This is a genomic window from Starkeya sp. ORNL1 (genome assembly GCF_012971745.1).
In the GTDB taxonomy this organism is placed as follows: domain Bacteria; phylum Pseudomonadota; class Alphaproteobacteria; order Rhizobiales; family Xanthobacteraceae; genus Ancylobacter.
This window is the reverse complement of sequence record NZ_CP048834.1, coordinates 5241321-5267162: the sequence shown is the minus strand read 5'-3', so window position 1 is coordinate 5267162 and position 25842 is coordinate 5241321. Positions and strand designations below refer to the sequence as shown.

Annotated in this window: 22 protein-coding genes and 1 riboswitch; of the genes, 13 read left to right on the top strand and 9 right to left on the bottom strand. The window is 65.4% G+C overall.

Annotated elements, in window-relative coordinates; translation table 11 throughout:
• Positions 1–29 precede the first annotated feature (29 nt).
• The 3 genes from G3545_RS24800 to G3545_RS24790 form a co-directional block, all read right to left on the bottom strand.
• The gene (locus tag G3545_RS24800) at positions 30–545 is read right to left on the bottom strand and encodes a flavin reductase family protein (protein ID WP_170016674.1); all 516 of its coding nucleotides are present in this window, start codon (positions 543–545) and stop codon (positions 30–32) included.
• Between the two features lie 30 nt (positions 546–575).
• Positions 576–1040, bottom strand: a complete 465-nt coding sequence (locus G3545_RS24795; protein ID WP_348644600.1) for a flavin reductase — start codon at positions 1038–1040, stop codon at positions 576–578.
• Between the two features lie 96 nt (positions 1041–1136).
• Complete coding sequence (locus G3545_RS24790; protein ID WP_170016672.1) at positions 1137–2447, bottom strand: NtaA/DmoA family FMN-dependent monooxygenase; 1311 nt, start codon at positions 2445–2447, stop codon at positions 1137–1139.
• Positions 2448–2841: 394 nt separating this feature from the next.
• Between G3545_RS24790 and G3545_RS24785 the strand changes: the two genes are divergently transcribed.
• Entirely contained in the window at positions 2842–3888 is a 1047-nt protein-coding gene (locus G3545_RS24785; protein WP_170016670.1) for a LysR family transcriptional regulator, read from the top strand.
• Positions 3889–4206: 318 nt separating this feature from the next.
• A complete protein-coding gene (locus tag G3545_RS24780) occupies positions 4207–5166 on the top strand; it encodes a transposase (RefSeq protein WP_170010893.1) in 960 nt (319 codons plus the stop codon).
• Positions 5167–5187: 21 nt separating this feature from the next.
• Here the strand turns inward: G3545_RS24780 and G3545_RS24775 are convergent, their stop codons facing one another.
• Positions 5188–6369 (bottom strand): GNAT family N-acetyltransferase, encoded by a 1182-nt coding sequence (locus G3545_RS24775; RefSeq protein WP_170016668.1) that lies wholly within the window; start codon positions 6367–6369, stop codon positions 5188–5190.
• Positions 6370–6489: 120 nt separating this feature from the next.
• Here G3545_RS24775 and G3545_RS24770 point away from each other — a divergent pair, with 120 nt between their 5' ends.
• From G3545_RS24770 to G3545_RS24755, 4 genes are all read left to right on the top strand, one after another.
• Positions 6490–7698 (top strand): pyridoxal phosphate-dependent aminotransferase, encoded by a 1209-nt coding sequence (locus tag G3545_RS24770; RefSeq protein WP_170016666.1) that lies wholly within the window; start codon positions 6490–6492, stop codon positions 7696–7698.
• 16 nt (positions 7699–7714) lie between these two features.
• Positions 7715–8272 (top strand): lysozyme inhibitor LprI family protein, encoded by a 558-nt coding sequence (locus tag G3545_RS24765; protein WP_170016664.1) that lies wholly within the window; start codon positions 7715–7717, stop codon positions 8270–8272.
• Between the two features lie 86 nt (positions 8273–8358).
• Positions 8359–9267, top strand: coding sequence for a sugar kinase (locus tag G3545_RS24760; protein WP_170016662.1), 909 nt, complete (start codon positions 8359–8361; stop codon positions 9265–9267).
• Positions 9268–9413: 146 nt separating this feature from the next.
• Entirely contained in the window at positions 9414–10301 is an 888-nt protein-coding gene (locus G3545_RS24755) for a cation diffusion facilitator family transporter (RefSeq protein WP_170016660.1), read from the top strand.
• Between the two features lie 202 nt (positions 10302–10503).
• On the opposite strand, the gene G3545_RS24750 is transcribed toward G3545_RS24755, so the two are convergent.
• Both G3545_RS24750 and G3545_RS24745 read right to left on the bottom strand, forming a co-directional pair.
• Positions 10504–11709, bottom strand: coding sequence for a lytic murein transglycosylase (locus G3545_RS24750; protein ID WP_170016658.1), 1206 nt, complete (start codon positions 11707–11709; stop codon positions 10504–10506).
• Positions 11710–11780: 71 nt separating this feature from the next.
• The gene (locus G3545_RS24745) at positions 11781–12146 is read right to left on the bottom strand and encodes a response regulator (protein WP_170016656.1); all 366 of its coding nucleotides are present in this window, start codon (positions 12144–12146) and stop codon (positions 11781–11783) included.
• A 161-nt stretch (positions 12147–12307) separates the two neighbouring features.
• A riboswitch (TPP riboswitch) is annotated at positions 12308–12437 on the top strand.
• An 82-nt stretch (positions 12438–12519) separates the two neighbouring features.
• Here G3545_RS24745 and thiC point away from each other — a divergent pair.
• Positions 12520–14379 carry a phosphomethylpyrimidine synthase ThiC gene (thiC, locus tag G3545_RS24740; RefSeq protein ID WP_170016654.1) on the top strand — a complete coding sequence of 620 codons (1860 nt, stop codon included), beginning with the start codon at positions 12520–12522 and terminating at the stop codon, positions 14377–14379.
• A 146-nt stretch (positions 14380–14525) separates the two neighbouring features.
• A complete protein-coding gene (locus tag G3545_RS24735; protein WP_170016652.1) occupies positions 14526–14948 on the top strand; it encodes an NUDIX hydrolase in 423 nt (140 codons plus the stop codon).
• A 53-nt stretch (positions 14949–15001) separates the two neighbouring features.
• Here G3545_RS24735 and oxlT (G3545_RS24730) read toward each other — a convergent pair whose 3' ends face one another.
• Both oxlT (G3545_RS24730) and oxlT (G3545_RS24725) read right to left on the bottom strand, forming a co-directional pair.
• Entirely contained in the window at positions 15002–16267 is a 1266-nt protein-coding gene (oxlT, locus tag G3545_RS24730; protein ID WP_170018268.1) for an oxalate/formate MFS antiporter, read from the bottom strand.
• 727 nt (positions 16268–16994) lie between these two features.
• Positions 16995–18281, bottom strand: a complete 1287-nt coding sequence (oxlT, locus tag G3545_RS24725) for an oxalate/formate MFS antiporter (RefSeq protein WP_170016650.1) — start codon at positions 18279–18281, stop codon at positions 16995–16997.
• Positions 18282–18792: 511 nt separating this feature from the next.
• On the opposite strand from oxlT (G3545_RS24725), the gene G3545_RS24720 reads away from it, so the two are divergent.
• Complete coding sequence (locus G3545_RS24720) at positions 18793–19473, top strand: GntR family transcriptional regulator (protein WP_170016648.1); 681 nt, start codon at positions 18793–18795, stop codon at positions 19471–19473.
• A gap of 70 nt (positions 19474–19543) precedes the next feature.
• Here the strand turns inward: G3545_RS24720 and G3545_RS24715 are convergent, their stop codons facing one another.
• The gene (locus G3545_RS24715) at positions 19544–20203 is read right to left on the bottom strand and encodes an N-acetyltransferase (protein ID WP_206151337.1); all 660 of its coding nucleotides are present in this window, start codon (positions 20201–20203) and stop codon (positions 19544–19546) included.
• Positions 20204–20304: 101 nt separating this feature from the next.
• Here G3545_RS24715 and G3545_RS24710 point away from each other — a divergent pair, with 101 nt between their 5' ends.
• The 4 genes from G3545_RS24710 to frc (G3545_RS24695) all read left to right on the top strand — a co-directional run bounded on the left by G3545_RS24710 (position 20305) and on the right by frc (G3545_RS24695) (position 25668).
• The gene (locus G3545_RS24710; protein WP_170018266.1) at positions 20305–21012 is read left to right on the top strand and encodes a GntR family transcriptional regulator; all 708 of its coding nucleotides are present in this window, start codon (positions 20305–20307) and stop codon (positions 21010–21012) included.
• A 42-nt stretch (positions 21013–21054) separates the two neighbouring features.
• Positions 21055–22803 (top strand): oxalyl-CoA decarboxylase, encoded by a 1749-nt coding sequence (oxc, locus tag G3545_RS24705; protein ID WP_170016646.1) that lies wholly within the window; start codon positions 21055–21057, stop codon positions 22801–22803.
• A gap of 109 nt (positions 22804–22912) precedes the next feature.
• Entirely contained in the window at positions 22913–24190 is a 1278-nt protein-coding gene (gene frc, locus G3545_RS24700; protein ID WP_170016644.1) for a formyl-CoA transferase, read from the top strand.
• A 227-nt stretch (positions 24191–24417) separates the two neighbouring features.
• Complete coding sequence (gene frc, locus G3545_RS24695) at positions 24418–25668, top strand: formyl-CoA transferase (RefSeq protein ID WP_170016642.1); 1251 nt, start codon at positions 24418–24420, stop codon at positions 25666–25668.
• Positions 25669–25842 lie beyond the last annotated feature (174 nt).

Below are 25842 nucleotides of genomic sequence, written 5' to 3'. Positions count from 1 at the left end.
CGCGAGCACCTCAGGATGAGGTTCGTTTCCTAGACCGCCCCGAACCCGGCAAACGTCTTCCCGCGGAAGAACACCAGCGGCTCGCCCTCGCCAGACGCTCGCGCCGCCACCACCGTGCCGATGACGATGGAGATGCTGCCACGCTCGATCACGTCGTCGACCACGCAGTCGAACACGCCGAGCGCCTTGTTGAACACCGGCGCCCCGGTCGCCAGTTCGCCCCACTCGCCGGCAAGGAAACGGTCCGCACCCGAGAGCCCGGCCTTGCCGGAGAAGGCGTCGGCGACATGGCCGGCATCGGCGGGCAGGAAATTCACCGCGAAGTGCCGCTTGGCCAGCACACCAGCCAGCGCGCTGGTCTTCCGATCGATCGAGACCAGCATGGTCGCGGGATCCGCGGTGACATGCGAGGCGGAGAGGCCGAGGAAGCCGGCCGGGCCCTCATCGCTTTGCGCGGTGACGATGGTCATGCCGGTGGCCCGTTCGCCCAGCGTGCGCCAGAAGGTCTTCACGTCGATGGTGGTCAGGCTGTCGCCGGTGGTCATGCTGCCCTCGTTTCGATACCGCGCCGGTGTTCAGCCAAGCCGGTGGAATTTGCGCCCGAAATAGATCAGGCCACCCATGCTGCCGCCCTCATGGATCGCCAGCACCTCGCAGAACACCACATCGTGGGTACCGACCTCGGCGACCCGTGTCACGCGGCAATCGAAGGCGACAGTCGCTTCCCGCAAGACCGGCGCGCCGGTCACCAGCGTGGTCCAATCGCCGACCGCGAAGCGCTCGCCCATGTCCTTCACGCCGCCGGCAAAAGCCATGGACAGGTCCTCGTGCGGCCCGGCTACGGTGTTGACACACAGCACCTGGCTGCTGGTGATGACCGGATGCGACTGGCTGTTCTTGTTGATGCAGACCAGCAGTGTCGGCGGGCTGTCGGTGACGCTGCACACCGCCGAGGCAGTGAAGCCGCAGCGTCCATTCTCACTGATGCTGGTGATAATGTTCACCGCCGCCGCCAGCTTGGCCATACCATCGCGGAACAACTGGCGCTCGAGAGGCGGAAAGGCTTGGCCTCCCCGCAAAGACGTGTCGGAATTGGCCGAGCTCATCCCTGTCCCCTCATCGACGGTGCGCATGGGTCAGAACTCCCGCAAAGTCTCGCGAAGCGTGGTCTTGGTGTAGCTGGTGCGCGCCAGGCCGCGGCGCTGCAGCGCCGGGACCAGCCCCTCGCAGATGTCATGGATATATTGGCGGCTGATATTGACGGTGAAAGGCCGGGTGATCAGGAAGCCGTCACCGCCGACCTGCTCCATCACCTCGCCAAGCCGCTCGGCCACCTGGTCCGGCGTGCCGATCAGTCCGTCGAGGCCGCGCGACACCTGTTCCATGGTGAGCTGGCGCAGCGTCTTGCCGCTGCCCCACTGCGCGAAGGCGTCGAGCGAGCCCTGCTCGCCATTGGTGGTGAGCTTCGGCAATTCGGCGTCGAGGTCGAATTTGGAGAAGTCGATGTCGGTGATCGAGGAGATCATCGCCAGCGCCTTCTCGCAATAATCGGGGGCTGAGCGGATGCGCTCGGCCTTCTCCCACGCATCCTTCTCGGTCTCGCCGAGGATCGGCGCCACCACGAACAGCACCTTGATGTCGTCGGGGTTACGCCCCGCCGCCGCGGCGCGGGCGCGGACATCGTCGCGATAGGCCTTGAGGCCGGCGACACCCATGGACGGCGCGATGATGCTGTCCGCAGTCTCCGCCGCGAACTGCCGTCCGCGCGGCGAGCCACCGGCCTGCACGAAGGCCGGCCGGCCCTGCGGCGACGGTGCACAGTTCAGCGGGCCGCGCGACTTGAAGTACTTGCCCTCGAAATGAATCGGCCGCACCTTGGAGGCGTCGGCATAGGTGCCGCTCGCACGGTCGCGCACCACTGCGTCGGCGTCCCAGCTCCCCCACAATTTCAGGCAGAGCCGCACATACTCGTCCGCCATGTCGTAGCGCTCCTGGCGCGGCGGCAGTTCGGCGAGGCCGAAATTCTCGGCGGCGAGGTTCTCGCCCGACGTCACGATGTTCCAGCCGAAGCGGCCCTTGCAGACGCTGTCGAGCGTCGAGCACAGCCGCGCCAGCATGAAGGGCGGATAGGCCATGGTGGAGAACGTCGCCACCACGCCGAGACGGCTGGTGCTGGCACCGATCAGCGCCGCCAGCGGCGACGGGTCCGCCTTCGGCCCCATGATGTTGTGCTTCAGATAGATCTCGTTGCTGCCGCCATAGGCTTCCGAAATCATCAGCGTGTCTTCGAGCATGATGTAGTCGAAGCAGGCGCGCTCCATGGCCTTCGCCATGTCGATATAGAAGCCGCCATCCCACGGATCGCCGCCTCCGCCATTGAAGGCTCCAGACCATTCATCGACGGCGAAGTTGGTGAACCATCCGAGATGGAACGGCTTTTTCGACATGCAGCGCGGCCTCTTGTCTGATCGCCGACGCTAACCTCAGTTCCACCTCCGGAACCATCGCGAAAACAGGAAGCGTTGTTCTGCGGGAGGAATGCCAATTCCCTGTGCATCCGGGCACTTAGCGACCAATCGATAGGCAGCACGCCGTCCGGTCGACCACCCAAGGCGTAGCCGGCAATGGATGCGACCGCCTACCGCACCGCGGCAGGGGCATGCTGCGGCGCACATATTGCATGCTCACGCCCGCCTAGAGCATGTTCCGCAAACTCGAATGATTTTTGCGATCAGAACATGCTCCAGGGTTTTGAATCGAGAGCGCTTTCTATCGTTCGGATGATTTCATCCGAACGGAAAGAGCTCGAGGGCAGGCCAGACTGGATACGGAGATCAGGCAATGTCGAACATCAGCCGCATCTACGATATCGACCTGAAGCTGCTGCGCTGCTTCTGCACCATCGTGGAGGAGAAGAGCTTCACGGCGGCGCAGGCGGCGCTCAATCTCTCGCAGTCGACGCTGAGCGAGAATCTGAAGTCGCTGGAGATCCGCCTCGGCACCCGGCTGTGCCGGCGCGGGCCGAAGGGCTTCAAGCTGTTCCGCGAGGGCGAGGCGGTCTACCAGGCCGCCAAGGAGCTGTTCGCCTCGGTCGAGCGCTTCAAGCAGCGCGCCTCGAACGTCAATGAGAATGCCAGCTACGAGCTCTATGTCGGCATCCAGGACGGCATCGTCGAGAACCCCTCCGCGCGCATCCATGATGCCATCGAGCGCTTCTCGGAATATTATCCGAATGTGCGCTTCCGCGTGGAGGTGATGCTTGGCTTCCAGCTCACCGGCCGTGTCGCCGACGGCATGATGCATGTCGGCATCGGCCTCGTGAACGAGCAGTTCCCGCAGCTGTCCTATGAGCATCTGTTCGACGAGCAGGGCTATATGTGCTGCGGCGCCAAGCATCCGCTGTTCGCCGTGCCGGATGCCGAATTGACGAAGGAAGCCATCGATTCCGCCGCCTATGTCAGCCGCGGCCATCTCGAATATTACCACCCTGAGCGCACCCGCGACGTGGTCTCCAGCGGCGATATCGGGCTCGGCATCCAGTCGCAGCTGGCGCTTATACTGTCGGGCCGCAATATCGGCTATGTGCTCGACCACACGGCGGCGCCGTTCTTCAATGCCGGTACGCTCAGGGCGTTGCGGCCGGACCTGTTCCGGCTGGTGAACCCGGTCACCGCGATGATCGGGCCCGGTGCCACCGACTTCAAGCTGGCGCGCCGTTTCGTCGACTGCCTGGTGGATGTCCATATGGGCATTGGCGAGGGGCGGCACATACCGCAGCCGGCCTTCGCCGCCACGCGCGGCAAGGTGGTCGAGCGCGACGGCATCTACCACATCCAGAGCGCACGACGGGAAGGCGAGAAGCCGGTGGAGGCGCGGGCCCGCGGCTAGTAGAATTTTAGGTCGTCATCCCGGCCGCAGCGAAGCGGAGAGCCGGGATCGCGTGACGATGAGAGAATGTCTCGCGATCCCGGATATTGCCTCACGGCAATTCCGGGATTGTCTGTTGGAGATGATGCATTGTGGTGTTGGCCGGAAGCAGATCCGGGGCCGGCCAGCCCCGGATCTGCGCCCGCCGCTGCGGCCGTTCTGGGATCGGGCGATACGCCCGTCGTCATCAAGGTCCGGCGGCGGGCCGGCTTCGTGTGCTTGTTGACTTGACTGGGCCGCGCGAGCGCGCCCGCAGACAATCCGAAGCCGAGCGAGATCATGCCTCAACCCATCCCGCCGGCCAATGCCGGCCTGCGCATCCTGGGCGCCGATGTCGCCAAGGGCAGCATCGTCTTCCATGACGACCAAACCGGCCGCAGCTGGAGCGCGGCCAACACCCCCGAGAGCCTGGGCGCGGCGCTGGCGCCCTACGCCGGCTATGACTGGCTGATTTGCGAGACCACTGGCGGCTACGAGCGCGCGCTGCTCGAGACGGCGGCCGCGGTGGGCTTGCCGGCCGCCCGCGTGGACGCCGCCCAGGCGAAGGCCTTCATCGCCTCCCATGGCGGACGCGCCAAGACCGACCGGATCGACGCCGCCTGGTTGAGCCGGTACGGCCGCGAACGCGCCGCCACCCTGACGCCCTGGCAAGTGCCCAGCCGCGAACGCGAAGCCTTCGCCGCACGGCTGCGCCATCGTCAGGATCTGCTGGCCCAGCGCACCCAGGCCAAGAACCGGCGCGGCGCTCCAGGCGCCGAGCCGCTCCATCAATTGCTGGATCGGCAGATCCACTTCCTCACCAGCCAGATCGCCGAGATCGACCGCCTCATGGCCGAGCAACTCGACGCCGACCCCGACCTGGCGCGCCACGAGCAGATCCTGCGCGCCATCCCGGGCATCGGCCCGGTCGCCGCCCGCACCCTCATCGCCCTGCTGCCCGAACTCGGCCGGCTCGGCCCCAAACAGGCCGCCAGCCTCGCCGGCCTCGCTCCCCATCCCAGAGATTCCGGATCCGCCCGAAAATACCGAAGAATGACCGGCGGCCGCGCAGCCCTGCGCCCCGTGCTCTTCATGGCGGCGCTCTCCGCTGCACGCGCCCACCCAGCCTTGAGCGCCGTCTACCAGCGCCTCACCGCCGCTGGAAAACCAAAGCGCCTCGCCATCGCCGCTGTCGCCCGAAAGCTCGTCGTCATCGCCAACGCTACCCTGCGAGACGCTCAAATCCCCCAGCCAAACTGACTTGATGACGATAATGGGTTCTCACCCCAGCCGCTTGACCAGATGCACCAGCCGGCGGTCCGGCATCTGCTCGACCCGCTCGATGGAATAGCCCTTGCGGCGATACCAGTTGATGTTCGCCGACAGCGGCTCGCCGGTATAGAGCCGGATGGTGTCATAGCCGAGCGCGCGGGCGCGGGTCTCGCCGGCAACGAGCAGCGTGTTGCCGATGCCCTTGCCCTGCGCCATCGGCGCCGCGGCGAGGCTGTCGATCAGGAAATCCTCAGCGCGGGGCAGCAGGATCAGCGCGCCGGCAAGCCCCGTCGCGCTGTCCTGCACCCACACCTCGCGCTCGCGGAATACCTTTTTATAGTCCCACAGCAGCGGCACCGGCTCGACGCCGAGCAGCACACGATTCTTGGCATAAGCCGCGCGCTGCAGCGCTTCGATCGCCGGCAGATCGTCGAGATCAGCGCGGCGCAGCACATGCTCGCCGCCATCCAGCGTCGAGGCATTCAGCGCTCCGAGCGCGAGGCGCTGGCGGCCCTCGCTATCGAAATTCTCCGGCGCCAGCCAGGTCTCGAAGGCAAAGGCGCGCTGCGGCCAATCCTCGCCCAGCATGGCGAACCAGGCGGTGTCGCGATTGCGGCCCTTGACGATCATGTGCTTGCGGAAGATGCCCTCGAAGCGGAAGCCATAGCGCTCCGCGGCGCGGCGCGAGGGCGCGTTCAGCGCATTGCACTTCCACTCGTAGCGGCGATAGCCGAGTTCCTCGAACACGTACTTCGCCATGAGATACATGGCCTCGGTGCCGCCCGGGGTGCGCGACAGCGCCGGCGTGTAGAGGATGTTGCCGACCTCGATGACGCGGTGCGCCGGCTCGATGCGCAGATAGGTGGTATGGCCGACCGCGCGCCCGCTCGCCTTGTCGATGATGGCATAGAGCAGCGGGTCGTCCTTCTGCGCAGCGAGCACGTAATAGGAGGTGAACGCCTTTTCGCTCTCGAACGGCGCCGGGAACAGATAGGCCCAGAGCCGTTCGGCCTCCTCGCCGTGCGAGAGATGATAGAGTTCGGGAGCGTGGGTCGGCGCGTGGAACGGCACCAGCCGCACATAGCGGCCTTCAAGGTCGATACGCTCCGGGCGTTTGGCCGGGGTGGAATCCACCATCGGGCCGAGCGGAAGCGTCTCGGACGCCGCAAGGGATGACACTTCGCCGTGCATCATGTCTCCGGCCGCGTTGTGGCGCCTAAAAGCGCCCGTGAAACAGCACCAAGTCTTGAACCAGCGCCAAGTCCATGTGACAGGAATGCGAAAACTACAAGCGGTTTATGAGGAAGCCCGATGAGTTCATCCGCCCTGCGTGCGCGCCCCCACACCATCGCCGCCTTCGACCGCATCGGCGAAGAGAATGCCTTCGCCGTGCTGGCCCGCGCTACGGCGCTGGCGAGCGAGGGGCGCGACATCATCAATCTCGGCATCGGCCAGCCGGATTTCTCCACGCCGGCCCATATCGTCGAGGCGGCGGTGAAGGCGCTGCGCGACGGCCATCACGGCTACACCCCCTCCGTCGGCATCCAGCCGCTGCGCGAGGCAGTGGCGGCCGACGTCCACCGCCGGCTCGGCGCCGAGATCGACCCCGGCCGGCTGATGATCGTGCCGGGCGGCAAGGTGACGATGTTCGCCGCCATATTGATCTTCGGCGAGCCCGGCGCGGAGATCCTCTATCCGGATCCCGGCTTCCCGATCTACCGCTCGATGATCGAATTCACCGGGGCGACCCCGATCCCGGTGCCGATCCGCGAGGAGAACGGCTTCGGCTTCACGGCGGAGGAGGTGCTTGGCCTGATCACGCCGGCAACGCGTCTGCTCATTCTGAACTCCCCCGCCAACCCGACCGGCGGCGTGACGCCCAAGGCGGAGATCGACGCTCTGGTGGCGGGCCTCGCCGCGCATCCGCAGGTCGCCATCCTCTCCGACGAGATCTATGACCAGTTCCTGTTCGACGGCGAGGAGCACGCCACGCTGCTCGCCTATCCCGAGATCCGCGACCGGCTGATCCTGCTCAATGGCTGGTCCAAGACCTATGCCATGACCGGCTGGCGCATGGGCTGGTCGCTGTGGCCGGACGGGCTGTTCGAGGCGGCGCGCAAGCTTGCGGTCAATGCCTGGTCCTGCGTCAACGCCCCCGCCCAGTTCGGCGCGCTGGCGGCGCTGACCGGCCCGCAGGATGCGGTGGCGACCATGGTCGGCGAGTTCGACCGCCGCCGGCATTTGATCGTGGAAGGGCTCAATAGTCTTCCCGGCGTCTCCTGCGCGACGCCGAAGGGGGCGTTCTACGCCTTCCCGAACATCACCGGGACGCGGTGGAATTCGGCCAAGGCGCTCGCCTCCGCCTTGCTCGAAGACGCCGGGGTCGCCACCATAGGCGGACCGGACTTCGGGATTCACGGTGAAGGCTATATCCGTCTTTCCTACGCCAACTCCGCAGAGAATATCCGCAAGGCGCTGGAGCGCATGGGCAACTTCCTCGCGCAAGGACACGCCGCATGAGAGGAGCGAACGCCGCATGGGACGCCGCAACCGGCTGATCCTGCTAAGTTTCCCCCTCCTGGTCGTCGCTTGCGCATCAGCCTGGGCGCATGCCCCCGCGAACTGCAAGCGCGAAGGCGCGACGCCGCGCGACTATCTCGACTGCCTCGGCAATTCACAGAAGGACGGCGAGAAGCAGTTGGAGCGCACCATGGCCGGGGCGCTGGCGGCGATTCGCGCCGATGAGGCGATTTCCCAGGTCCAGCGCACCCGGTGGGCCAATCTGATGGAGGAATCGCAGAGCCGCTTCGTCTATTGGCGCAATTTTGAATGCCAGAGCATCGCGCCTTACGAGGGTGGCGCCGCCAAGCAGATGGTCGGCGGCCGGCTGGGCAGCGGCATCGGTGCGCTGGAGCAGCGCCTGGTCTGCCTGATCGAGCGCAATGATGCGCGCATCGCCGATATCTCCCGGCGCTATCCGCCGCCCGCCGGCTGGACCTATACCGAGCCCACCCCGCCCGCTGAGGTGCTGGCCCCCACGCCGCCGCCCCCTTCCGGCCCGGTCCGTGTCATCGAGATGCCGGGCCAGCCCTGAGACCCGCGACGCTTGCCCTTCGCGGCGAATGGGGCGAGTGTCCCGCCGCAAGCTGCCCTCGCGGCGCGAAGAAGGAAGGACAGCGTATGGCCCGGGTGATGACGATCGGCGAAGTTATGGTGGAGTTCGCCCGCGGCCCGGATGGACGCTACGGGCTCGCCTTCGGCGGCGACACCTTCAACACCGCGGTCTATCTCGCCCGCGCCGGGGTCGAGACCGGCTATGCCACCGCGCTCGGCGACGATGCCTTCTCGGACCGCATCTTCGCCGCCGCCAGCGGTGAAGGCATCGAGACCACGGCCATGCTGCGCGTGACCGGACGCATGCCGGGCCTCTATGTGATCGACACCGACCAGCGCGGCGAGCGCTCCTTCAATTATTGGCGCGACACCGCGCCGGCCCGCGAGCTGTTCGAACTGCCAGGCTGGGAGACCGTCGCCGAAGCGCTGGTGGAAGCCAGCATGATCTATCTCTCCGGCGTCACGCTCTCGCTCTATTCCAATGTCGGCCTCGGCCGCCTGCTGGCGACGCTGGAGTTTGCCCGCGAGCGCGGCAGCAAGATCGTGTTCGACGGTAATTTCCGCCCGCGCGGCTGGGCCGGCGATGTCGGGCGCGCCCGCGCCGTCTATGCCGAGGCGCTGAAGCGCTCCTCGATCGCGCTGCCGACCTACGATGACGAGGCGACGCTGTGGGGCGACGGCTCGCCCGCCGCGACCGCCGAGCGTATCGCCACCTTCGGGGTGAACGAGATCGTGGTGAAGAACGGGGCGAACGGCGCGCTGGTACGTGCCGCCGGCGTCTCGCATCTGGTGCCGATCCCGGAGCCGATCAAGGCCATCGACACCACGGCGGCCGGCGACAGCTTCAACGCCGCTTATCTCGCCGCCCGGCTCGGCGATGCCAGCCCCGAGGCGGCGGCGGAAGCCGGCCACGAGCTTGCCGGCCGCGTCATCCGCCACCGCGGCGCGATCATGCCCCGGCAGGTGAATGCCTGAGGCTGCCGATAGTTAGCCGCGAGCTCGGAGCGCTTCTGCGAACGAGTTGCAAGTCTTTGAAAATACTTGCATTTGAGGTGCCCTGCCGGTAAGCGGTCGCGTGCGGCGCGGGGCGTCCGCAAGGACAATCGAGAGCAGCGGCGAAGATGGATAAGACGCTCAGGATCGCGGGCATCAGCGTCGTTGTCAGCCTGGTCGTGCTCGGGCTGAAATTCCTCGCCTGGCGCATGACCGGGAGCATCGCGCTCTATTCGGACGCGCTGGAGAGCCTGGTCAATGTGGCGACCTCGGTCGCAGCGGTGATCGCGCTGCGCGTCGCCGCCAAGCCGGCCGACGCCGCCCATCCCTATGGCTATGCCAAGGCAGAGTATTTCTCCGCCGTCATCGTCGGCGCGCTCATCATCGTCGCCGCACTGTCGATCTTCCGCGAAGCTTATCTGGCGCTGCAGGCGCCGAAGGCGCTGGATGCCCCGCTGAACGGCCTGCTGGTCAACGGCCTGGCGGGCGTCTTGAACGCCATCTGGTGCTGGGTGCTGATGCGCGAGGGCCGCCGCGCCCGCTCGCCGGCGATCATCGCCGACGGCAAGCATTTGCTCACCGATGTCGTCTCATCCGCTGGCGTGCTCATCGGCGTAACGCTCGCCATCCTCACCGGCCTGCCGATCCTCGATCCGCTGCTCGCCGCGCTGGTCGCGCTGAACATCCTGTGGTCCGGCTGGAGCGTCATCAAGGAGAGTGTCGGCGGACTGATGGACGGCGCGGTGCCGGAAGACACGCTCGCCAAGATCCGCGCCCAGATCGCGGCGGAAGCGGTCGGCGCCATCGAGGCGCACGATGTGCGCACGCGCCACGCCGGGCGGGTGATCTTCGTCGATTTCCACCTCGTGGTGCCCGGCGACATGCCGGTGAGCGAAGCCCACGCCATATGCGACCGCATCGAAGAGGCGCTCCACCGCGAGGTGGAGGACATCTTCGTCAATATCCATGTCGAGCCAGAAGCCAAGGCCAAGCACGCCGGCATTCCGGTGCTCTGATTAGTGAGACGTCATCCCTAGGGTAAGACGTCATCCCGGCCCCACGGGTCTTGCCTCCGGCAAGCCCGAGGAGAGGCTCCGGCGAAGCCGTAGAGCCGGGATCGCGCGAAGTCCAGCCCACACCTTCTTACGATCCCGGATCGGCCTGCGGCCGTCCGGGATGACGACTGGTTGGAAGGCGGGATGACGACGAGGTGGAAGACTATCCGCCCGTCTTCAGCTTCGCGATCAGTTCGGCCGTCGGGTAGGAGTCCGCCGGCAGGCCGAGGCGCTGCTGTTCGGTGCGCACCGCGGCCCGCGTCGCCGCGCCCAACTTGCCGTCGACGCCGCCGACATGATGGCCGCGCGCGTTGAGCAGGCGTTGCAATTCCGCCACCTGCGCCATCGACAGCACCGCTATGTTGCCCTGCCCGCGCGAATAGGCCCCGGCGCCATTGAGCCGTGTGGCGAAATAGGCGGCGGAGGTGGCGTAGACCAGCGACTGGTTCCACTGCGTGTAGATGTCGAAGTTCGGATAAGCGAGGAAGGCCGGCCCGTTGCGGCCCATCGGCAGCAGCAGCGAAGCTCCCACTCCATCGGCCGGCAACGCACCGCCGCCCGCGCGCCGCACGCCCCAGCCGGCCCATTGCGAGCGCGGCAGCTTGATCGAGAGGTCGGCCTGCTCCCAAGGCAGGTTGGCCGGCACCTTCACCTCTTCCAGCCAGGGCTGGCCGCGCTTCCAGCCGAGCGAGACGATGTAATTGGCGGCCGAGGCCAAGGCGTCCGGGGTGGAGCGCAAGAGGTCGACCCGGCCGTCGCCGTCGAAATCGACGCCATAGTTCAGATAGTGGTCGGGCAGGAACTGGAACTGGCCGAGTTCGCCGGCCCATGGCCCGCGCATGGTCTGCGCGGTGAGATCGCCGCGATCGATGATCTTCAGCGCCGCGACCAACTGGGTGCGGAACATCTCCGGGCGCCGGCAATCATAGGCGAGCGTGGCGACCGAGCGCACCGTCTGCTTGTCCCCCATATTGGCGCCGAAATCGGTCTCCAGCCCCCAGAAGGCGACGATGATCGGCGCCGGTACGCCGAAGCGCTGCTCGATGCGGTCGAACACCGCGCGATTCTTGCGAATCAGCGCGCCGCCCTGCTCGATGCGATATTTCGCCACCATGCGGTCGGAGAACTGGAAGAAGCTCTGGCTGAACACGCCCTGCCCGCGGTCCAGCTTCACCACGCTGCCATCATAGCCGACGCCGTCGAGCGCGGAGGAGATGGTGCGGGCGGAGATGCCGTCGGCCGCCGCCTCGCGCTTGAACTCGGCGAGCCAGGCGGGAAAACCGGCACCACTGGAGCACGGCGCGGCGGACGCGCCCTGCGCCGCCAGCATCAAGAATGCGGCGACGCCCGCCACCAGCCGAACACGCATGCGCTTCCCCTGTCGATGATCGATCACGTCTCTATACGACAAGCGGGAGGCACGTGGCAGCGGGGTGGATGCTATTCGGCGGCCTGGGCGTGGTACGCGAGCGCGCGACGGACTTCGCGCGTGATGGCCGCGGGATCGTAGGGTTTGGCGATGAATGGGGCGGCCTTCAACTCGCCGGGCAATTCATCACGCCGCGAGGCGGAGACGAAGATGAAGGGCGTGTGCCTCTGGCGCAGCCGACGGGCGAGATCGTAGGTCTTGCCGTCCGCTACATCGATGTCGAGGATCGCCATGTCGATGTCATCAGCCGCACGCTCGGCAGCGGACACGCTGGCAACCGAGACGACCTCCGCCTCGGCCTCCTGCAAGACGATAGTCTCGAGGTCGAGCGCGACAAACATGTCGTCTTCGACGATCAGGATACGCGGCGTGCTCACATCTGCACTCCCTTGTTACGAAGGGATAAACCGGCTTCCCCCAGTGAGTTCCCGAGTGGCCCGCGGCGCAATGGTTTCATGAAAACATCGTTACGAATCCCTTTAAACTTTTAAGCAACGCGTGTGTGCGTTGACAGCCCGATCGATTGCCGCCGTAATGACCACGTTCCAAGGGGAGCCCCGTAGGGGGCTGAGAGATCGCCAGGGCGAGGCCGAAAGCCAAGCTGACGCGATGACCCTTCGAACCTGATCCGGGTCATGCCGGCGAAGGGATCGGAACCGAATGGCGCGCGCGGAATCTCCGCACCGCGCCGTTCCTCCCCAACGTCATCGCGCCCGGATCTCCGCAACCCATCGGTTCAGGAGATCCATCATGCCGACCAAAAATCCCGACACCCAGGACGCCACCGGCCAAGACACCATCGGCCAGGACGCCATCGGCGTCGCCACCGGGCCGATTCCCGGCTCGCGGCGCATCTATGCCGAATGCGCGGCGCGCGGCCTGCGCGTGCCGTTCCGCGAGATCCTGCTGCACCCGTCCGCGGGCGAGCCCAATCTCGCCGTCTATGACGCCTCCGGCCCCTATACCGACGAGGCCGCCAATATCGACATCCATGCCGGCCTCGCCCGCGCCCGCGACGCCTGGGTGCGGGCACGCGGCGATGTCGAGGAGTATGAGGGCCGCGCGGTGAAGCCGGAGGACAATGGCAATGTCTCCCCGGAAAAACTCGTGCCAACCTTCCCGGTCACCCGCCGGCCGCTGCGCGCACGCGGCGGTGCGGCGGTGACGCAAATGGCCTATGCGCGGGCCGGCATCGTCACGCCGGAAATGGAATATGTCGCCATCCGCGAGAACGGCCTGCGCGAGCGCATGGGCAAGTTGATCCGTGACGGCGAGGATTTCGGCGCTGCGATTCCCGACGAGGTGACCCCGGAATTCGTGCGCGACGAGGTGGCACGCGGGCGTGCCGTCATCCCCGCCAACATCAATCACGGCGAACTCGAGCCGATGGCCATCGGCCGCAACTTCCTGGTCAAGATCAACGCCAATATCGGCAATTCCGCCGTCACCTCCTCGGTCGCGGCCGAGGTGGACAAGATGGTGTGGGCGATCCGCTGGGGCGCCGACACCGTGATGGACCTCTCCACCGGGCGCAACATCCACAACATCCGCGACTGGATCGTGCGCAACTCACCGGTGCCGATCGGCACCGTGCCGATCTACCAGGCGCTGGAGAAGGTCGGCGGCGTCGCCGAGGACCTCACCTGGGAGGTGTTTCGCGACACGCTGATCGAGCAGGCCGAGCAGGGCGTCGATTATTTCACCATCCATGCCGGGGTGCGGCTGGCCTATGTGCCGCTGACCGCACGGCGCGTCACCGGCATCGTCTCGCGTGGCGGCTCCATCATGGCGAAATGGTGCCTCGCCCATCACCGCGAGAGCTTCCTCTATGAGCGCTTCGCCGAGATCTGCGAGATCATGCGGGCCTATGACGTCACCTTCTCGCTCGGCGACGGGCTGCGCCCGGGCTCCATTGCGGACGCCAATGACGCCGCGCAATTCGCCGAACTGGAGACGCTGGGCGAACTGACGAAGATTGCCTGGGCCAATGATTGCCAGGTCATCATCGAGGGCCCCGGCCATGTGCCGATGCACAAGATCAAGGCCAACATGGACAAGCAGCTCGCCGTCTGCGGCGAGGCCCCCTTCTACACGCTCGGGCCACTGACCACCGACATCGCCCCGGGCTACGACCACATCACCTCCGGCATCGGCGCGGCGATGATCGGCTGGTTCGGCACCGCCATGCTCTGCTACGTCACGCCGAAGGAGCATCTCGGCCTGCCGAACCGCGACGATGTGAAGCTAGGGGTCATCACCTACAAGATCGCCGCCCATGCCGCCGACCTCGCCAAGGGCCACCCGACGGCGCGGGCCTGGGACGACGCGCTCTCGCGCGCTCGTTTCGAGTTCCGCTGGGAGGACCAGTTCAATCTCGGCCTCGATCCGGAAACGGCCCGCGCCTTCCATGACGAGACGCTGCCGAAGGAGGCGCACAAGCTGGCGCATTTCTGCTCGATGTGCGGACCGAAATTCTGCTCGATGAAGATCAGCCAGGATATCCGGGACGCCGCGCTGAAGGCCGATGCCGCGCAGGGCATGGAGCGGATGAGCGAGGCATTCCGCGCCGGTGGCGGCGCGCTTTATCGCAACGTCGCGGCTGCGGAGTAGGTCTATCCTTGAACAGGCGTCATCCCGGACGGCCCATCGGGCCGATCCGGGATCGCCAACCGCTTTCACACACCCTCATCCCCGGGTCAGCCCGGGGATGAGGGCCACTTGGAATTTTCGGTCTGACTTGAAGGAGCCCGGTTGAAATGAGCACCATCCGTCCCACCGTCGCCGTCCTCGCCGTGGTGGCGCGGAGCGATCAGGTTCTGCTGGTGCGCCGCGCCAATCCGCCGGACCAGGGCCGCTGGGGCTTTCCCGGCGGGCGGGTCGAGCCGGGCGAGCCGTACCGCGAGGCGGCGCTACGCGAACTGGAGGAGGAGACCGGGATCGCGGCCGACGCGCCCGCACTCATCACCGTGCTCGACTTCATCGAGCATGATGGCGAGGGCGCCCTCGCCCATCATTTCGCGATGATCGCGGTCCGCTGCCGCTGGCTCGCCGGCGAGGGCCTCGCCGCCGACGACGCGCTGGAGACGCGCTGGTTCGACCTTGCGGAGATTGCGACGCTCGGCACCACGGCGAGCGTGAAGGTCGAGTTCCTGGCGAAGATCGTGCTCGATTCGCGCTGACAAACAAAAAGGGCGCCCCGAGAGGCGCCCTTTCCTTTTCGCAAAAGCGAGGCTCAGTGCCCGCCGGCCGTGGCCGGGGCCAGCGTGATGCCGTTGGCCTTGGCCCATTCCGCATTGGCGGCATGGTGCTTGATCAGCATCGGGCGCAGCACGAACAGTGCCGCGAACGCCGCCGAAAGGTCCATCGCCGCGACGGTGTAGAGCACGCTCGACCAAGTGCCGGTGGCTTCCATCAGGATGTTGCCGAACGGCACAAGGAGCGCCGCGACGCCCTTGGCGCAATAGAGCACGCCATAGATCTTGGCGACGTGCTTGGTGCCGAAGGTGTCGGCCGTGGTCGCCGAGAACAGCGAGTAGACCTCGCCCCAGGCCAGGAACACCATGCCCGAGAGGATGAGGAACGCCCACGGATTGTGGCCGAAGGTACCGAGCGCGACGATGCCGAGGCCTTCGATGGTGAAGGCGATGAACATGGTCTTCTCACGGCCGATATGGTCGGAGATCCAGCCGAACAGCGGACGCGAAATGCCGTTCATGACGCGGTCGAGCATCAGCGCGAAAGGCAGGGCCGCCATGGTGACGAAATAGAGGTTCACCTGGAAGTCCTTCACGCCGAGATCCTGCGCGATGACGCCGAGCTGGGCCACCGCCATCAGGCCGCCGGTGACCGTGCCGATGAACATCGCAGCCATCACCCAGAACACCGGCGAGCGCAGCGCCTCGGGGAGCGTGTAGTCGCGACGGGACTGGGCGAGCTTGCCGGAAGCCGGCACGAGGTCCTTCGGCGGCGCCTTCAGGAACAGCGCGGCGACGATGATGATGCCGCCCTGGATGAGGCCGAAGAACCAGAAGGTCTCGGACACGCCGCTGGTGGAGAGCATGTTGGCGATCGGCAGGATGGTCAGCGCCGAACCCGCACCATAGCCGCCGGCGGTAAGGCCGACCGCGAGGCCGCGCTTGTCCGGGAACCACTTGATCGCGGCGTTGATGCAGGTGGCGTAGACGCAGCCGACGCCGATGCCGCCGATGACCGCGCCCACATAATAGAGGGTCAGGCTGTCGGCATAGGAGTTCACCACCCACGACAGGCCGGTAAACAGGCCGCCGATCAGGACCATGACCCGGGGGCCGTACTTGTCGATGAAGTAGCCCTCGATCGGCGCCAGCCAGGTCTGGACCACGACGAAGATGGTGAAGGTGGTCTGGATCGCGGCGCGCGACCAGCCGAATTCCTTGGTGATTTCGGGGACGAACAGGGTCCAGGCGTACTGGATGTTGGCGGCGGCCACCATGCAGACGATGCCCGCGACCAGCTGCATCCAGCGGGTCTGTTCGGACACCGAGCCGGCCGTTGCGGTGCTCGACGTGCTCAAGGCGTTTCTCCTCTCCAAGATCAAGACTCAGCCGCGGATCGGCTTTTGCGGCCCTCGTTCCCCAGGGAACGGAGCCGTCGTTTGTTTTGGCCGCCGGGGCGAAATCATCGCCCCGCGGCAGTCACGAATGTCGGAGTTTGGCTCCGTGAGGTTGTTCGGTTGCCGCCCCCTCGCCTGCCGCTGCCGTAACGGCCAAACAGCCTGACGCAGGGTATACGGACCCGACCCGCTTGGGATGGATCATAATCGACAATATTATGTATGCCAAATCTATTTTTCGAGGCTACGCAACTCAAAAAGACCAAAGATATCGACCAATGATATTTCCATATCTTGGGTTCAAGTTCTGGCTCATCGTGTATTCGTACACGAATATTGATATATAATAGTTTAGTTTATAACATCTACGATGAAGCAACGTTGAGGCATATGGCCAGAGGCCTTGGGGCAATCGACTTTGGTTGAAGAGGCGGAAAATCTCCCGTCGCCCGACGAGGACGGGGATTCATCGCCGCGACTACATGCGATATCGGCTTCCGCCTGGCGCGGGCGATGACGGAAGCATGACGTTCCACGCCGGACAAACAAAAAGGGCGTGCCCGGAAGGACACGCCCCTGAAGTTCAGTCCGACAGAAACTCAGGCTGGCAGAAGCCAGGCTGATGGCGACCGCCTCATTCGGCGGGCACGGCGTCCAGCTTCTGCGCCTGCGCTGCGGCAGCGTGCGAGCGGCGCAACGGCTTCAGGATCACCAGCGCCATCAGAGCGGCGACGATGTTGAGCACCGCGGCGGAGACGAACACCGCGTGCCAGCTGCCGGTCGCGGTGGTGAGGATGCTGGTGAACGGCACGATCAGCGCCGCCGTGCCCTTGGCGGTGTAGAGCAGGCCGGCATTGGTGGTGGCGAACTTCGAGCCGAAGGCGTCGCCGCACATCGCCGGGAACAGCGAGTAGATCTCGCCCCAGGCAAAGAACACGATACCGGTCAGCACCACGAACAGCACCGGGTTATGACCGAGGATGCTGAGCGCATAGATGCCGACGCCCTCGATGGCGAAGGCCACGAACATGGTGTTCTCGCGGCCGATATGGTCCGACACCCAGCCGAAGAACGGGCGGGTGAGGCCGTTGAGCACGCGGTCGATGGCGGCGGCGAAGGTGAGCGCCGGCAGAGTGATGCCGATCAGGCTGACCGGCACGTCGGCGATGCCGAAATCCTTGGCGATCGGGCCGAGCTGGGCGGTCGCCATCAGGCCGCCGGCGGCCATCATGACGAACATCAGGTACATCACCCAGAACAGCGGCGTGGTCAGCATCTCCTTCGGCGAGAACTCGCGCGCGCTCTGCACGACCTTCGCCACCGCGGCGGCAACGTCGCTCTTCTTCGGCGCGACGAGGAACAGCGCGATCAAGGTGATGATGACGCCCTGGCCGATGCCGAAATACAGGAAGGCCGCCTCATAACCCTGATTCTTGATCATGTTCTGGATCGGAATCACGGTCAGCGCGGATCCGGCGCCGAAGCCCGCAGCGGTCAGGCCGGCAGCGAGGCCGCGCTTGTCCGGGAACCACTTCAGCGAGTTGCCGACGCAGGTGCCATAGACGGCGCCGGCGCCGATGCCGCCGACCGCCGCACCGACATAGAGCATGGCCAACGAGGTGGCGTAGGCGTTCAGCACCCAGGCGAGGCCGCACATGATGCCGCCGAACAGCACGACGATACGCGGGCCGTATTTGTCGACGAACCAGCCTTCGACCGGCACCAGCCAGGTCTCGGTCACGATGAAGATCGAGAACGCCACCTGGATCGCCGCGCGATCCCAGCCATGACGTTCCTGGATCGGATTCACGAAGAAGGTCCAGCCATACTGCATGTTCGCAATCATGCACATGCAGATGATGCCGAATACCAGCTGGAGCCAGCGCGCCTTATTCACAGATGACCCTGGGGAAGTACTCATGATGTCCTCGGATGTTTCCTAACGGAAGATGCAAGTTTTACGTATGTTGTTCTTATTGATTACGCACAGCTTCAGGCGACACTGACGCCGCGTGAGCATGGCATTCGGAGTCATATACTATGAATTACGCCTTACGCAAAATACTGTATGCCAGATTTTCGCAAATTTTTCGCTCCGTTACATGACGCAACGTCATCGACATTGAGCTCGAATGTGCGCAAACGACCGCAACGGAATGCCGAAAAGGCGGTGTACGGCCTCTGCGTCATATGCCGCGACCTGTAGGTCAGCCGACGCGCCTGCGCATATGGCGCACGCCATCACGTATGCCGGACACCGGCATATCACCCGGATGGACATTCATTTTATGTTGTATGATCCTGCACACGGCTGCGCGCCGGTGAAGAATCAGGCGCGAATGCATGAGAGCCCGATGTGAAGCGGGAACGGCCCCATAAAAAGCAGAACGCAAAACTGACGAGGAACCGCCGTGGAAGCCGCCGATACGCAGATGAGACTGAACATTGCCCCGCTCGCGGCGAATACGAGCCTGCGCACACTTGCCTATGATGCCATCAAGAAGGCCATCACCGAGATGGACATGTACGGCCAGGATGGCGACATCCGGCTGGATGAGCGGCAATTGTCGACCGATCTCGGCGTCAGCCGCACCCCGATCCGCGAGGCGCTCACCGTGCTGGAGCAGGAGGGCTTCGTACGCTCGGTGCCGCGGCGCGGCATCTTCGTGGTGCGCAAGTCCAAGGCCGAGATCATCGACATGATCACGGTGTGGGCGGCGCTGGAGAGCATGGCGGCGCGCCTCGCTACCGCCCGCGCCAGCGACCATGACCTCGCCAGCCTGCGCGACATGTTCCACGACTTCGAGGAGGGGGCGCCCTCCGAGCACATGAACGAGTACTCGGACGCCAATATCCGCTTCCACCAGACCATCATCGGGCTCTCCGGCTGCGCCATGATCGGCGAGATGACGGAGAACCTGTTCATCCACATCCGCGGCATCCGCGCGGTGTCGGTGCGCCAGGAGAATCGCTCCGAGCGCTCGCTGCAGGAACACCGCGCCATCATCGCCGCCCTGGTCGCCCGCGATGCCGACCTCGCCGAGCGCCTGGTGCGCGAGCACACGCTCGGCCTCGCCGCCCATGTCGAGAAGCACGGCAAGTTCCCGTCGTGACTTGAACTTGGATCGTCACACAATCCCGGGCCGGCCTTGCGGCCGTTCCGGGATGACGACCGATCGTTGCTCAGATCCCGAACGCAGGCGGATACGTCACCTGCCCGCTTTTGCCGTCCAGCGCCCTGGGCACCAGTTCCAGCGCCATGAATGCATCGACCGGAAACGGCGATTCGAAGCGGCGCGCCAGTTCCGGCGAGAAGCCGAAGCGCGGATAGTAATCCTCGTGTCCGAGCACGAACACCGCGGTGATTCCCCGTGCCGGCAGCGCCGCGAGCCCCTCCTCGATGAGCCTTGAACCGATGCCGCGGCGCTGGAATTCCGGCAGTACGGCGACCGGCGCCAGCGCCGCGGCCGCGACCGCCCGCCCATCGAGGATCACGCCCAACCGGCTGAACAGCACATGGCCGGTAACGGCGCCGTCGATCGTCGCGACCAGCGAGAGGAGGAACAAGCCGTCTTCCCGAAGCTGATCGACCAGTTCGGCCTCGAACGCGCCATCGAAGGCGGCCTGGTTGATCGCGTGGATCACCGCTCGGTCTTCCGGCGCTTCCGGGCGAAATTCGATCATGCCCCTTGGTAATGCAAACAACCGCACCGACGCACGTTTTCCTTCGCAACATCCGTGGTATACTGCATATTGACGTTGTCCCGGAGGGGCTCGAATGGCGCAGAATAAGGTAAACGACGTAGCGGCACGCTGTTGAAATTCGGCATACCAGATTGACACGTTGGTATTTGGTATGCCAATTTCCCGGAAATCCCGCGGGCGTCCCCGCCGAGGGCGTTCTCGTGAGCAACAAGGCAGGTGTGGGCACGAACGGGGCAGCGGTGAGCAAGCGTTGGCAGAGCGGCGAACATGGCCTGGCCATCGAGCGGCTGCCGGCGAAGGAGAGCTTCAAAAGCAAAGCTTACGCCGCCCTCAAGGAAGCCATCACCAGCATGAACATCTACGGCTCCAACGAGCCGTTGCTGCTGGACGAACGGGACATCTCGGAGCGGCTGGGCGCGAGCCGGACGCCGATCCGCGAGGCGGTGGCGATGCTGGAGCAGGAAGGCCTGCTTCGTGCCGTTCCCCGCCGTGGCATATTGGTGGTGCGCCGGACCAAGGCCGAGATCATCGAGATGATCGAGGCCTGGGCGGCACTGGAAAGCATGGCGGCCCGCCTCGCCACGCAGCGCGCGAGCGACGAGGCGATCGCCGGATTGAGGGTCTATTTCAAGGAGTTCGATCTCTCCCGGATCGAGCGCGAGCGGTGGGATGAATATTCGTCCGCGAATATCAATTTCCATCAGGCGCTGATCCGGCTGAGCGGCTCCAGCCTGCTCGCAGCGATGACGGATAACCTGTTCCTCCATGTTCGGGCCATCCGTCACCGCACGATCTTCGAACTGGACCGGGCGCAGCGTTCGGCGGCCGACCACGAGGAGATCATCCAAGCTCTCGAGGCGCGGGACGCGGACCGTGCCGAGCGGCTGGTCCGGGACCATACGCTCAAGCTCGCGAGGCATGTCGAGAGCCACGTGGATTTAGATTAGGGCGGCAGAACCCGCCGAATTGTCTTGGGAGGGAAATACGGGATGTCCGCAGTAGCACAGATTATCGACGTGAATAAACCCGAAGCCGGCGCCGAGCAGGATCTGACGGATGGCTTCCATCTCGTCATCGATGCGCTCAAGCTTAACGGCATCGACACCATCTATGGCGTGCCCGGTATTCCGATCACGGACCTGGGCCGCATGGCGCAGGCCGAAGGCATCCGCGTCATCTCCTTCCGCCACGAGCAGAACGCCGGCAATGCCGCCGCGATCGCCGGCTTCCTGACCAAGAAGCCCGGCATCTGCCTCACCGTCTCGGCTCCGGGCTTCCTCAACGGCCTGACGGCGCTGGCGAACGCCACCACCAACTGCTTCCCGATGATCCTCATCTCCGGCTCGTCCGAGCGCGAGATCGTCGACCTGCAGCAGGGCGACTATGAGGAGATGGACCAGCTCGCCATCGCCAAGCCGCTCTGCAAGGCGGCCTTCCGCGTGCTGCACGCCGCCGACATCGGCATCGGCGTTGCCCGCGCGATCCGCGCCGCGGTCTCCGGCCGTCCCGGCGGCGTGTACCTCGACCTGCCGGCCAAGCTGCTGTCGCAGGTCATGGATGCCGACGCCGGCGCCAAGTCGCTGCTCAAGGTGATCGACGCCGCCCCGGCCCAGCTCCCTGCGCCGTCGGCCGTCAAGCGCGCGCTTGACGTGCTGAAGAGCGCCAAGCGTCCCCTCATCATTCTCGGCAAGGGCGCGGCCTATGCGCAGGCCGACGACGAGATCCGCCAGCTCATCGAGAAGAGCGGCATCCCCTTCCTGCCGATGAGCATGGCCAAGGGCATCCTGCCCGACACCCATCCGCAGTCGGCCGGCGCGGCGCGCTCGACCGTGCTGAAGGATTCGGACGTCGTCCTGCTGATCGGCGCCCGCCTCAACTGGCTGCTGTCGCACGGCAAGGGCAAGACCTGGGGCGAGCCCGGCTCGAAGAAGTTCATCCAGATCGACATCGAGCCCAAGGAAATGGACTCGAACGTCGAGATCGTCGCCCCGCTGGTCGGCGACATCGGCTCCTGCGTCTCCGCTCTGCTAGAAGGCATTGACGGCAAGTGGGAAGCCCCCTCCACCGAGTGGACCGGCAACATCGCCGCCCGCAAGGAAGCCAACATCGCCAAGATGGCGCCGCGGCTGATGAAGAACTCCTCGCCGATGGACTTCCACAGCGCGCTCGGTGCGCTGCGCACCGTCATCAAGGAGCGTCCGGACGCCATCCTGGTTAATGAAGGCGCCAACACGCTCGACCTCGCCCGCGGCATCATCGACATGTACCAGCCGCGCAAGCGTCTGGACGTCGGCACCTGGGGCGTGATGGGCATCGGCATGGGCTTCGCCGTCGGCGCCGCCGTCGAGACCGGCAAGCCGGTGCTGGCGGTGGAAGGCGACAGCGCCTTCGGCTTCTCCGGCATGGAGGTCGAGACGATCTGCCGGTACAACCTCCCGGTCTGCATCGTCGTCTTCAACAATAACGGCATCTATCGCGGCACCGACACCGACCCGAACGGCCGGGACCCGGGCACGACGGTGTTCGTGAAGGACTCCCGCTACGACAAGATGATGGAAGCGTTCGGCGGCGTCGGCGTCCATGTGACGACCCCCGATGAGCTGAAGCGCGCCGTCGACGCGGCGATGGACAGCGGCGTCCCGACCCTCATCAACGCGGCCATCGACCCGGCGGCTGGCAGCGAGAGCGGCAATATCGGCAGCCTCAACCCGACCAGCGTCGTGAAGAAGAAGGCGTGAGCCACCCTAACCCGCGTGGACGGAGCTCAGCTCCGTCCACGCATCTGATTGTAAAACAATAAGAAACGGCCCCAATAAGCCGCGCGGTTCCAGAAAGAGAGGAAGACCCATGGGCAAGGCACTCGACGGAGTCCGCGTCCTCGACTTCACCCACGTCCAGTCCGGCCCGACCTGCACGCAGCTGCTGGCCTGGTTCGGTGCCGACGTCATCAAGGTGGAGCGTCCCGGCGAAGGTGACGTGACCCGCGCGCAGCTCCGCGATGTCCCGAATGCGGACAGTCTCTATTTCACCATGCTGAATTCGAACAAGCGTTCGATCACGCTCGACACCAAGAACCCGCAGGGGAAGAAGGTGCTCGAGGAACTGGTGAAGATCTGCGACGTCATGGTCGAGAACTTCGCCCCCGGCGCGCTCGATCGCATGGGCTTCACCTGGGAGCGCATCCAGGAGCTCAATCCCCGCATCATCCTCGCTTCCGTGAAAGGCTTCGGCGCCGGTCCGTTCGAGGATTGCAAGGTCTATGAGAACGTCGCCCAGTGCACCGGCGGCTCGGCCTCGACCACCGGCTTCCGCGACGGCCTGCCCATGGTCACCGGCGCGCAGATCGGCGACTCCGGCACCGGCCTCCACCTCGCACTCGGCATCGTCACCGCCCTCTATCAGCGCACCCTCACCGGCAAGGGCCAGAAGGTGCTCTGCGCCATGCAGGACAGCGTGCTGAACCTCTGCCGCGTCAAGCTGCGCGACCAGCAGCGCCTGCAGCGCGGCCCGCTGCGCGAATACAGCCAGTATGGCGAAGGCGTGCCGTTCGGCGAGGCCACCCCGCGTGCCGGCAACGATTCCGGCGGCGGCCAGCCCGGCCGCATCCTGAAGTGCAAGGGCTGGGAGCAGGATCCCAACGCCTATATCTATTTCATCACCCAGGCCCCGGTCTGGGAGAAGATCTGCGACGTGATCGGCGAGCCGACCTGGAAGGCCAATCCGGACTATGCGACGGCCGCCGGGCGCCTGCCTCACCTCAACGAGATCTTCACCCGCATCGAAGCCTGGACCATGGCCCATACCAAGTTCGAGGCCATGGAGATCCTCAATAAGCTCGACATCCCCTGCGGCCCGATCCTTTCCATGAAGGAGATCGCCGAGGACGAGTCGCTCTACGAGACCGGCACGCTGGTCGAAGTGGAGCACCCGGTGCGCGGCACCTACCTCACCGTCGGCAACCCGATCAAGCTGTCGGACAATGATGTCGCCGTCGAGCGTTCGCCGCTGCTCGGCGAGCACACCGACGAGATCCTAGCCAGCGTGCTCGGCCTCGACGGCGCTGCGATCGCCTCGATCAAGGCGTCCGGCGCGGTCGGCGAACCGGTGCGCCTCGCCGCGGAGTGAGCGATCGGCAGCCTTGGCGGACCGACGAAGCCGGCGGGAAGCGGGCCTGCTTCGATGGCTGCGGGAAGGTAGAAGATTGAACCGCCAAGGCGGCGGGACGGGCGCGGGATAAAAACCGCGCGATCCGCCCTGCCGACAGGCCGGATGGGTTGGCACTTCCTGAGCGGTGGCATATTGGAATACTGTATCAGGAATAAAGTTAAACGCTTGAAAGGGAATCGACCAAGATGACCAAGCCGCTTGAAGGCATAAAGATTATCGATTTCACGCACGTGCAAGCCGGTCCCGCCTGCACGCAGCTCCTTGCCTGGTTCGGCGCTGACGTCATCAAGGTCGAGCGTCCCGGTTCCGGCGACGTCACCCGCACCCAGCTCCGCCATGTGAAGGACGCCGACGCGCTCTACTTCACCATGCTGAACTCCAACAAGCGCTCCCTGACGCTGGACACCAAGACCCCCGAGGGCAAGGAAGTCCTGACCAAGCTGATCAAGGAATCCGACGTCATGGTCGAGAATTTCGGCCCGGGCGCGCTCGATCGCATGGGCTTCAGCTGGGAGAACATCCAGGGCATCAACCCGGGCATGATCCTCGCCTCGGTGAAGGGCTTCTCCGACGGCCACCACTATGAAGACCTGAAGGTGTACGAGAACGTCGCGCAGTGCGCTGGCGGCGCGGCCTCCACCACCGGCTTCTGGGACGGCCCGCCGACCGTGTCCGCCGCGGCGCTCGGTGACAGCAACACCGGCATGCACCTCGCCATCGGCATCCTCACCGCGCTGCACCAGAAGAACAAGACCGGCAAGGGCCAGAAGGTCGCCGTGTCGATGCAGGATTCGGTGCTGAACCTCTGCCGCGTGAAGCTGCGCGACCAGCAGCGCCTCGACGCCCTCGGCTATCTCGAAGAGTACCCGCAGTACCCGCACGGCGAGTTCTCGGACGTGGTTCCGCGCGGCGGCAATGCCGGCGGCGGCGGTCAGCCGGGCTGGGTCTTGAAGTGCAAGGGCTGGGAGACCGACCCGAACGCCTATATCTACTTCACCATCCAGGGCCATGCCTGGGCGCCGATCTGCCGCGCACTCGGCAAGCCGGAGTGGATCGACGATCCGGCCTACAACACCGCGCTCGCCCGCCAGGACAAGATCTTCGACATCTTCGCCTTCATCGAGAGCTGGCTCGCCGACAAGACGAAGTTCGAAGCCGTCGACATCCTGCGCAAGTTCGACATCCCCTGCTCGCCGGTGCTGTCGATGAAGGAAATCGCCAACGACCCGTCGCTGCGCGCCAGCGGCACCGTGGTCGAGGTCGAGCACCCGCAGCTCGGCAAGTACCTGACCGTCGGCAGCCCGATCAAGTTCTCGGACCTCGACGTGGAAGTGACCGCTTCGCCGCTGCTCGGCCAGCACACCAATGAAGTGCTCGCCGACCTCGGCTATTCGCAGGAAGAGATCACGAAGCTGCACGACGCCAAGGCGGTCTGACAATTTCGGTCTGACGCCCGGCTCTACCGGTCCCGAACCGACAGGCTCGGGACCGCTGCCTTCCGCCCTCGCCTCCACTGATGGTCGCGGCTTGCCGCGCCCGGTTATTGGCGACGGCTTACGAGCCTCCCGGAGCAGGACGCCTCTGGGACCTTGGCCCGGTCCGGCCGCAAG

What these genes read in the sequence shown, in the direction of transcription:
- G3545_RS24785 (WP_170016670.1), top strand. Translation starts at nt 2,842, where the DNA reads ATGTCGAACATCAGCCGCATCTACGATATCGACCTGAAGCTGCTGCGC.
- oxc (WP_170016646.1), top strand. Translation starts at nt 21,055, where the DNA reads ATGTCCGCAGTAGCACAGATTATCGACGTGAATAAACCCGAAGCCGGC.
- frc (WP_170016644.1), top strand. Translation starts at nt 22,913, where the DNA reads ATGGGCAAGGCACTCGACGGAGTCCGCGTCCTCGACTTCACCCACGTC.
- G3545_RS24775 (WP_170016668.1), bottom strand. Translation starts at nt 6,369, where the DNA reads ATGCACGGCGAAGTGTCATCCCTTGCGGCGTCCGAGACGCTTCCGCTC.
- G3545_RS24800 (WP_170016674.1), bottom strand. Translation starts at nt 545, where the DNA reads ATGACCACCGGCGACAGCCTGACCACCATCGACGTGAAGACCTTCTGG.
- G3545_RS24755 (WP_170016660.1), top strand. Translation starts at nt 9,414, where the DNA reads ATGGATAAGACGCTCAGGATCGCGGGCATCAGCGTCGTTGTCAGCCTG.
- G3545_RS24790 (WP_170016672.1), bottom strand. Translation starts at nt 2,447, where the DNA reads ATGTCGAAAAAGCCGTTCCATCTCGGATGGTTCACCAACTTCGCCGTC.
- G3545_RS24780 (WP_170010893.1), top strand. Translation starts at nt 4,207, where the DNA reads ATGCCTCAACCCATCCCGCCGGCCAATGCCGGCCTGCGCATCCTGGGC.
- G3545_RS24760 (WP_170016662.1), top strand. Translation starts at nt 8,359, where the DNA reads ATGGCCCGGGTGATGACGATCGGCGAAGTTATGGTGGAGTTCGCCCGC.
- G3545_RS24735 (WP_170016652.1), top strand. Translation starts at nt 14,526, where the DNA reads ATGAGCACCATCCGTCCCACCGTCGCCGTCCTCGCCGTGGTGGCGCGG.
- G3545_RS24720 (WP_170016648.1), top strand. Translation starts at nt 18,793, where the DNA reads ATGAGACTGAACATTGCCCCGCTCGCGGCGAATACGAGCCTGCGCACA.
- thiC (WP_170016654.1), top strand. Translation starts at nt 12,520, where the DNA reads ATGCCGACCAAAAATCCCGACACCCAGGACGCCACCGGCCAAGACACC.
- G3545_RS24765 (WP_170016664.1), top strand. Translation starts at nt 7,715, where the DNA reads ATGGGACGCCGCAACCGGCTGATCCTGCTAAGTTTCCCCCTCCTGGTC.
- G3545_RS24750 (WP_170016658.1), bottom strand. Translation starts at nt 11,709, where the DNA reads ATGCGTGTTCGGCTGGTGGCGGGCGTCGCCGCATTCTTGATGCTGGCG.
- oxlT (WP_170016650.1), bottom strand. Translation starts at nt 18,281, where the DNA reads ATGAGTACTTCCCCAGGGTCATCTGTGAATAAGGCGCGCTGGCTCCAG.
- frc (WP_170016642.1), top strand. Translation starts at nt 24,418, where the DNA reads ATGACCAAGCCGCTTGAAGGCATAAAGATTATCGATTTCACGCACGTG.
- oxlT (WP_170018268.1), bottom strand. Translation starts at nt 16,267, where the DNA reads ATGCAGCTGGTCGCGGGCATCGTCTGCATGGTGGCCGCCGCCAACATC.
- G3545_RS24770 (WP_170016666.1), top strand. Translation starts at nt 6,490, where the DNA reads ATGAGTTCATCCGCCCTGCGTGCGCGCCCCCACACCATCGCCGCCTTC.